6 protein-coding genes and 2 pseudogenes are annotated in these 7,772 nt (G+C 44.5%); all 8 read left to right on the top strand.

Annotated elements, in window-relative coordinates; genetic code table 11:
• The coding region (locus Q8W40_RS25455; protein WP_305401256.1) for a FimV/HubP family polar landmark protein at window positions 1-1,607 on the top strand (1,607 nt) is incomplete at its 5' end.
• A 157-nt stretch (window positions 1,608-1,764) separates the two neighbouring features.
• The gene (gene truA, locus Q8W40_RS25450) at window positions 1,765-2,556 is read left to right on the top strand and encodes a tRNA pseudouridine(38-40) synthase TruA (protein ID WP_305401255.1); all 792 of its coding nucleotides are present in this window, start codon (window positions 1,765-1,767) and stop codon (window positions 2,554-2,556) included.
• Window positions 2,557-2,850: 294 nt separating this feature from the next.
• A complete protein-coding gene (accD, locus tag Q8W40_RS25445; protein ID WP_305401254.1) occupies window positions 2,851-3,777 on the top strand; it encodes an acetyl-CoA carboxylase, carboxyltransferase subunit beta in 927 nt (308 codons plus the stop codon).
• 42 nt (window positions 3,778-3,819) lie between these two features.
• Entirely contained in the window at window positions 3,820-5,094 is a 1,275-nt protein-coding gene (folC, locus tag Q8W40_RS25440; RefSeq protein ID WP_305401253.1) for a bifunctional tetrahydrofolate synthase/dihydrofolate synthase, read from the top strand.
• Window positions 5,084-5,296 (top strand): annotated as a pseudogene (locus Q8W40_RS28145) (cell division protein DedD); the annotation flags it as partial. The gene folC and the pseudogene Q8W40_RS28145, both read left to right, overlap by 11 nt.
• Before the next feature lie 57 nt (window positions 5,297-5,353).
• Window positions 5,354-5,614 (top strand): annotated as a pseudogene (locus Q8W40_RS28140) (SPOR domain-containing protein); the annotation flags it as partial.
• A 62-nt stretch (window positions 5,615-5,676) separates the two neighbouring features.
• Entirely contained in the window at window positions 5,677-6,168 is a 492-nt protein-coding gene (locus Q8W40_RS25430) for a CvpA family protein (RefSeq protein ID WP_101112672.1), read from the top strand.
• Window positions 6,169-6,201: 33 nt separating this feature from the next.
• The gene (gene purF / locus Q8W40_RS25425; protein WP_305401251.1) at window positions 6,202-7,716 is read left to right on the top strand and encodes an amidophosphoribosyltransferase; all 1,515 of its coding nucleotides are present in this window, start codon (window positions 6,202-6,204) and stop codon (window positions 7,714-7,716) included.
• Window positions 7,717-7,772 lie beyond the last annotated feature (56 nt).

The following is a 7,772-nucleotide window of genomic DNA, read 5'->3' as shown; positions in this document are numbered from 1 at the left end:
ATGCAGATTTAGGTGAGTTCGATGAATCTGCCGCATTGGATGCGATGGCAGATGAGCCAGCGCCACTGCCAGAAGATTTGGATGCAGCCGAGCAAGTACTAGAAGCAGCAGAGCCTGAAGTCGCAGATGTTGAAGCTTCGGAGCCAGAAATATCTGAGTCAGAAGCGATTGAACCTATAGAAAACGAAATTGCTGAAGAGCTGGATGAGCCTGACGCCATTGAGCTGGACGATGCGGATTTAGGTGAATTTGATGAATCTGCCGCATTGGATGCAATAACTGGTGAGCCAGCGCCATTGCCAGAAGATTTAGATGTTTCTGATATAGCCGGGGATACGGTAGACAATGCTGATTCAATAGAATTGGACGATGCGGATCTTGAGGAGTTTGACGAATCATCGGCTATGGAAGCTTTGACGGATGAGCCTCTCTCCTTACAAGAAGTTCTCAATCCTGTAGACGATGATATTGCCGCCGAAATTGAAGCTGAAGAAGCCGCTCGTGTAGAAGAGGCTTCTGCTAGCGATCATGAGTTAGAAGAGCCTAATTCTCAAAACCAGCTGGATGTAAGCCCTCCCACTGACGCTTCGATTGAATTGGATGACTCAGAGCCTGAGGGTTTGGATGAATCCTCGGTTTTGGAAACACAGCCTGATGAAGCACGATCACTGCAAGAGGCTCTCAATCCTGTAGATGACGATATCGCTGCAGAAATTGAGGCTGAAGAAGCGGCTCGAGTAGAAGACGTTTCTTTGACTGATGAAGAGTTAGGTGAGTTTGACGAGTCTGCAGCATTTGATGCGATGGAAGACGAGCTAGACCCTCTTGATTCATTGGAGCCTGAACCTGTTTCCGAAGATTCGATTGAATTGGATGATTCTGATCTCGGTGAGTACGATGAAGCTGCTGCGCTGCAAGACGCATTTGACCTTTCTTCTTCCGTCGATAGCAGTGCACCACTTGCTGATGAAGACCTAGCTCAATTTGATGAGTCAGCGACAATGGCTACGCTATTAAGTGAGCCAGAAGGTGATTTGGTTGAAAGGTTTGATCAGCCATTAGACAGCAAAGTGGTTGATAGTGCTGGCATGGATATCGACGCCATGCTGGATACAGGTGAAGACTGGAATGGTTTCAATCTCACCCCAGAGCAACAAGCTTCAATTTCAGAAGATGTTCCCGAAGAAGAAAAGGAAGTTTGGGGAACTGCTGAAGCATTACAAGACCCTGAAGTTCGGGAAGAAGATTGGGAAAATCAACCAGATCTTTCAAGTGAAAAAGAAGCGGATCAGAAGTTCATGAGTGTAGATGAACTTATGGCACAGGTAGAGAAGGAAGAAGCTGAATCTGGTGACAAACCAGATCCAGATGCTGAAGCTCTAGAGTTAAGTGTTGGGTTAGATGAATTCCCAGATGTGCTCGGTGAGGTGGAACCTTTTGATGTCGACGATAACAGTGAAGCCGCTGGCAAACTGGATTTAGCCAAGATTTATGTTGAAATGAACGATAATGAAGGTGCGATCAAGTTGCTCGAAGAAGCCATTGTTTATGGCGACGATGATGTACGACGAGAAGCCAAATCCCTTATCGATAAATTGAATGAATAGTAGTGCATAGAGCAATTCTAACAGGCGGCCAATGGTTGCCTGTTTTTTTATTGAATAGATGAAGCTGCGCTAAGCCGAGATAGCTTGGAGAGCCTAGCACCATGGGGTTGTTTGGGTATATACTCTTCGGCCCCGTAAGATAGAGAAGTAAACGATTATGCGAATAGCGTTAGGCATTGAGTACGATGGTGCAAAATACTATGGTTGGCAACGTCAAAGAGACGTAACCAGCGTTCAAGAAAAATTGGAAAAGTCACTTTCCATCGTGGCAAATCACCCTGTAGAAGTCCAGTGTGCCGGAAGAACTGATGCGGGAGTTCATGGCGCAGGGCAGGTGGTCCATTTTGACACGACCTCAGTGCGGAAGATGGCGGCATGGACCATGGGAGTCAATGCCAATATGCCTAAAGATATCGCAGTTCGCTGGGCAAAAGAGGTTCCCGAAGAGTTTCATGCTCGTTTCACTGCAACGGCTAGACGCTATCGTTATGTGATCTACAACCACGCTTATCGTCCTGGAATTTTATCTTCAGGTATTAGCCATTATCATGGTGAGTTGGACGAAAAGAAGATGCATTTAGCCGGTCAATTCTTGCTTGGCGAGAACGATTTTACTTCTTTTCGTGCGGTGCAGTGCCAGTCTCGTAGTCCTTGGCGTAATATCATGCATTTAAATGTGAGTAGACATGGTAATTACGTTGTCATAGACATTAAGGCAAATGCTTTTGTCCACCATATGGTGAGAAATATCACTGGAAGTTTGATTGAAGTAGGGCGTGGTAATCAAAACCCGGAATGGATTCAATGGTTGTTGGAAGCAAAAGACAGACGGCTTGCGGGAGCCACAGCTAAAGCGGAAGGGCTCTATCTTGTTGATGTGGATTACCCCGAAAATTTTGAGTTGCCAAGAGAACCATTAGGGCCGATATTTTTACCTGACAACCTTTAAATGCTATTAATGTGTTAATAGCGTCAATTGTTGATGCTTTTCTGTTGAATTAAAACCAGTTAGCGTCGCTTTAAACGGCAGAAAATATAAAATTAGTGTCGCATGATTTTGGTTGTTTTGTGGTCACCAAAAGTATTGAAAAGTTGTGAGTTATCGCACTTTGTTGTTGCTTTAAAATAGGTACAACCAGTTTTTGATCCACAGTGTGAGAATATTATGTTTTAATCCTCACGCATCATTCAGAATTTGTATCTTTCGCAATTAGGCGAAAGAGTTAATAGAAAAAGGTCTTCCATGAGTTGGCTTGAAAAGATTTTAAATAAAAGCAGTATCGTAAGCTCACGTAAAGCGTCCATCCCAGAAGGGGTTTGGACCAAATGTACTTCCTGTGAGCAAGTTCTGTATCATGCAGAACTAGAGCGTAACTTAGAAGTATGTCCAAAATGTGACCATCACATGCGTATGGGCGCACGTCGTCGCCTTGAGTCATTCCTCGATGAGGGTGAGCGCGAAGAATTAGCAACTGAGTTAGAGCCTCAAGACAAACTAAAATTCAAAGATTCGAAGCGTTACAAAGAACGTATTTCGACGGCTCAGAAAAACAGTGGCGAAAAAGACGCACTTGTCGTTATGAAAGGTGAATTGCTTGGATTGCCTGTTGTAACTTGTGCCTTTGAATTCAAATTTATGGGCGGCTCGATGGGTTCTGTTGTCGGTGCTCGCTTTGTTCGTGCTGTTGAAGCCGCAATTGAAAACAACTGTGGCTTGGTTTGTTTCTCTGCTAGTGGCGGTGCCCGTATGCAAGAGGCCTTAATGTCTCTTATGCAAATGGCTAAAACCAGTGCTGCCTTAGAACGACTATCCGCCAAAGGATTGCCTTTCTTCTCAGTAATGACTGATCCAACTATGGGTGGTGTCTCTGCAAGTTTGGCGATGTTAGGTGACATCAATATTGGTGAACCTAAAGCATTGATCGGTTTTGCTGGTCGTCGTGTTATCGAACAAACTGTACGTGAAGATCTTCCAGAGGGCTTCCAACGCAGTGAATTCCTTCTTGAGCACGGTGCGATTGATATGATTGTCGATCGTCGTGAAATGCGTCAGCGTATTGGTGGTTTATTGGCAAAACTGACTAACCAGACATCTCCAATGGTGGTATCGGTTAACGATTCTCCAATTGAAGAGCAATACGAAGTACCAGTCGCGGACGAAAAAGAGTAAAGTATTCATTAAACAGCCGCTTAAGAATTAGTTAAGAGTTTAATGAGTCATATTCAAGTACCTAAAGCCACATCACCCTTATCGATGTGGCTTCATTATTTAGAAAACATCCACACTAGCGCCATAGACCTCGGTTTGGAGCGCGTACAGGCAGTCGCCGAAAAAGCCCAGCTAATCAAACCTGCTCCTCAAGTGATTACCGTTGCCGGAACGAATGGTAAGGGTTCTACTTGCGCGCTTATGGAAGCGATCTTGCTTGATGCAGGCTATTCTGTTGGTGTATACAGCTCTCCTCACCTTATTCGCTACACTGAGCGAGTGCGCATAAATGGTAGTGAGTTGGAAGAGGCAAAACATGCGCAAGCATTCGATTTCGTCGAGAAAAAACGTGGCGACATCAGCCTTAGCTTTTTTGAATACGGAACATTAGCCGCACTTCGCCTATTTCAAACAGAGAGCGTTGACGTAGTCTTGCTTGAAGTCGGCTTAGGCGGAAGACTGGATGCGACCAATGTAGTGGATCATGACGTATCCGTCATTACTAGCCTTGCGGTTGACCATGTGGACTGGTTGGGTGACGACATCAACGTCATCGGTTACGAGAAAGCAGGGATATTCCGCAGCAACCGACCTGCGGTATGTGGTCAGCCAAAGGCGCCTGCTACGATTGCAGCACACGCTGATGATATTGGTGCTAAGCTACATCAGGTAGGGATTCAGTTTAGTTACTCCACGGAAGGCGACAAATGGAAGTGGCGTTCAGGTCAGTTCGCTTTGGATGATCTTCCCCTTCCAGATCTCCCGCTACCTAATGCCGCAACTTCTTTAATGGCGCTTGGGTGTGCAGAGTTAGATATTTCAGACGTTAATATCGTAAAAGGTTTGAAAAACGCAAAACTTGCAGGTCGAATGCAAAAGCTGTCTCAATCCCCTATGATTTTGCTCGATGTTGCCCACAATCCGCATTCAGCTGAGTATTTGGTTGAGCAGCTAAATAAACATTACCCCAATACTTCAATCCATATGGTCGTAGCAATGTTGCATGACAAAGACATTGCCGAAACACTGAAGGTACTCGCACCCGTTGCCACAAAATGGTATCCAGCTTCGCTGGAAGGCGAGAGAGCGGCTAAGGCGGAAGAGCTTATCATGCACTTGCCATCGAACACGGGTAAGTTTGATACGCCAACAGAGGCATTTGACGCAGCAAGAACACAGGCAGAATCAAATGAACTTATTGTCGTTGTAGGTTCGTTCCATACTGTTGGAGCCGTATTGGAGCACTGGGAATCAGAAAGGAGCCATGATGGCGAGTAGGTTTCAAAGTAGGCTGGTTGGGACCATTTTATTGGTCTCTGTTGGCGTAATTGTGTTACCCGATCTTTTAGATGGGAAGAAAGAGCACTTCAAAGAAGAGCTTGCCACCATTCCAATTAAGCCAGAGCTTGAGGGAACGGTAGAAGTATTTGAAGTGCTGGAACCTGTTGAAGACGATTTAGTGTTACCAGACAGTCCAGTATCAGTCTCTGTTTCAGAAGAATCTGAGCCAGAAAAGATAGAAGTATCACCAAGAGCCGTCGCCGAGAAAAATGACTATGCTGACAGTGCATGGATCATACAGCTAATGGCACTTAAAAATGTTGATAACGCGAAAAAGCTAGTAAAAGATCTTCAGAAACGTGGCTATCAAGCACATATCAAGCAGGAGAACGCATTTTCAAGAGTTATCATAGGCCCCGATGTTTCCAAGCCTAAATTGGAAAAGCAAATCAAGGAATTGGAAAAAATCACAGGGGCGAAAGGTCAACTGTTGAAATTTAAACCACTAAATCCATAAGAAAACGTTTGCGTCGCGATTTTTTCTGTTAAAATGCGCGCCAACTTAAGATGTAGAACAGAATGAACTGGATAGATTTTGTCATTTTAGGGGTAATCGGGCTGTCCGCAGTGATCAGTTTGATTCGAGGCTTCGTGAAGGAAGCATTGTCTCTTGTAATTTGGTTTGGCGCGTTTTTTATCGCCAGTCATTATTACGCCAAATTAGCGGTGTATTTTACCAATATTCAAGATGATATGTTTCGGAACGGAGCCGCCATTGCAGCTTTGTTTGTAGCGACATTGGTTGTTGGCTCATTAGTCAACTATGTTATTGGACAACTGGTGCAAAAAACGGGTCTGTCTGGAACCGATAGAATTTTAGGAATCGTCTTCGGAGGGTTACGTGGAATTCTTATCGTGTCTGCAGTGCTGTTTTTCATTGATGCATTTACTGCATTGCCAAATTCAGAGTGGTGGATTAACTCGCAATTGATTCCTGAATTCAGCCGAATCATTGCTCCGTTTTTCGAGCACCTAAAAGAAACTTCAAGCTTTTTGTCTGGCACCGTGTAGTGCCAGCCTACTGTCAAAACCGAGGATTATGACATGTGTGGTATTGTTGGAATCGTGGGTACAACACCTGTAAACCAGTCAATTTATGATGCGCTGACTGTATTACAGCATCGTGGCCAGGATGCCGCTGGTATTATTACCATAGAAAGCAATCGTTTTCGTCTGAGAAAAGCGAACGGTCTAGTTAAAGATGTATTTGAAGCCAAACACATGCAGCGTTTACAAGGTACTGTTGGTATCGGTCATGCGCGTTACCCAACTGCAGGTAGTTCAAGTGCTTCAGAGGCACAGCCTTTCTACGTAAACTCCCCTTACGGTATTACCCTTGCTCACAACGGCAACCTAACTAACGCACATGAATTGCGTGAAAGCCTATTGGAAACAGCTCGTCGTCATGTAAACACGACTTCTGACTCCGAGGTACTTCTTAATATCCTCGCACATGAAATTGACTTGTCGAAAGACGTAACCAAAGACACTGTATTCTCTGCGATTTCAAATGTTCATAAGCAAATTCGTGGTGCTTATGCGGTTGCAGCGATGATCATCGGACACGGTATGGTTGCATTTCGTGACCCACATGGCATTCGCCCGTTGTGTTTGGGTAAGCGAGAGCTAGAGTCAGGTCGTACCGAGTACATGGTTGCATCTGAATCTGTTGCTTTAGATGCGGTTGGGTTTGATTTTGTTCGCGATGTCGCACCAGGTGAAGCGATTTATGCCACCTTTGACGGTGAGCTATTTACTCAACAGTGTGCTGAAAATCCTCAGTCAAATCCGTGTATCTTCGAGTTTGTATACTTTGCTCGTCCTGATTCGTTTATCGATAAAATTTCGGTTTACAGTGCTCGTGTTGAAATGGGCAAAAAGCTTGGCGAAAAAATTAAACGTGAATGGGAAGATTTGGATATCGATGTGGTTATCCCAATTCCAGAAACGTCTTGTGATATCGCATTGGAAATTGCACAGATAATTGACAAGCCATACCGCCAAGGCTTTGTTAAGAACCGTTATGTTGGTCGTACCTTCATTATGCCTGGTCAGCAACAACGTAAGAAATCAGTTCGTCGTAAGCTCAACGCAATTCGTTCTGAGTTTAAAGGCAAAAACGTATTGCTTGTGGATGATTCGATTGTCCGCGGTACCACTTCTGAGCAGATCATTGAGATGGCTCGTGATTCAGGCGCTAAGAACGTGTACATGGTTTCAGCTGCACCTGAAGTTCGTTTCCCTAACGTTTATGGCATCGATATGCCTAGTGCAAATGAGCTTATTGCGCACGGTCGTGATAACGAAGAAATCTGCCAAATGATTGGCGCTGATGCATTGATTTTCCAAACGCTGGAAGATTTGGTTTCTGCAGTTGGTCTTGGCAACCAAGATATCGCCCGTTTTGAAAGTTCGGTATTCAACGGTGAATACGTGACTAGCGATGTTGACCAGAAGTATCTAGATTTTCTTGATTCACTACGCAATGATGATGCGAAAGTGCAGCGCGAAATTCAACAAGATCTTGCGAATTTAGAACTTCATAACGAAGGTGCATAGTCTTATTTAAGAAGTGAATTTGTAAGACAGATTAAGAACAAAAATGCCAGAGTATT

It is taken from the genome of Vibrio penaeicida (assembly GCF_030689305.1).
GTDB lineage: Bacteria > Pseudomonadota > Gammaproteobacteria > Enterobacterales > Vibrionaceae > Vibrio > Vibrio penaeicida_B.
Note: the sequence above shows the minus strand (reverse complement) of the source record. Positions and strands in the feature narration are given on the sequence as shown.

What these genes read in the sequence shown, in the direction of transcription:
- truA (WP_305401255.1), top strand. Translation starts at nt 1,765, where the DNA reads ATGCGAATAGCGTTAGGCATTGAGTACGATGGTGCAAAATACTATGGT.
- Q8W40_RS25430 (WP_101112672.1), top strand. Translation starts at nt 5,677, where the DNA reads ATGAACTGGATAGATTTTGTCATTTTAGGGGTAATCGGGCTGTCCGCA.
- accD (WP_305401254.1), top strand. Translation starts at nt 2,851, where the DNA reads ATGAGTTGGCTTGAAAAGATTTTAAATAAAAGCAGTATCGTAAGCTCA.
- folC (WP_305401253.1), top strand. Translation starts at nt 3,820, where the DNA reads ATGAGTCATATTCAAGTACCTAAAGCCACATCACCCTTATCGATGTGG.
- purF (WP_305401251.1), top strand. Translation starts at nt 6,202, where the DNA reads ATGTGTGGTATTGTTGGAATCGTGGGTACAACACCTGTAAACCAGTCA.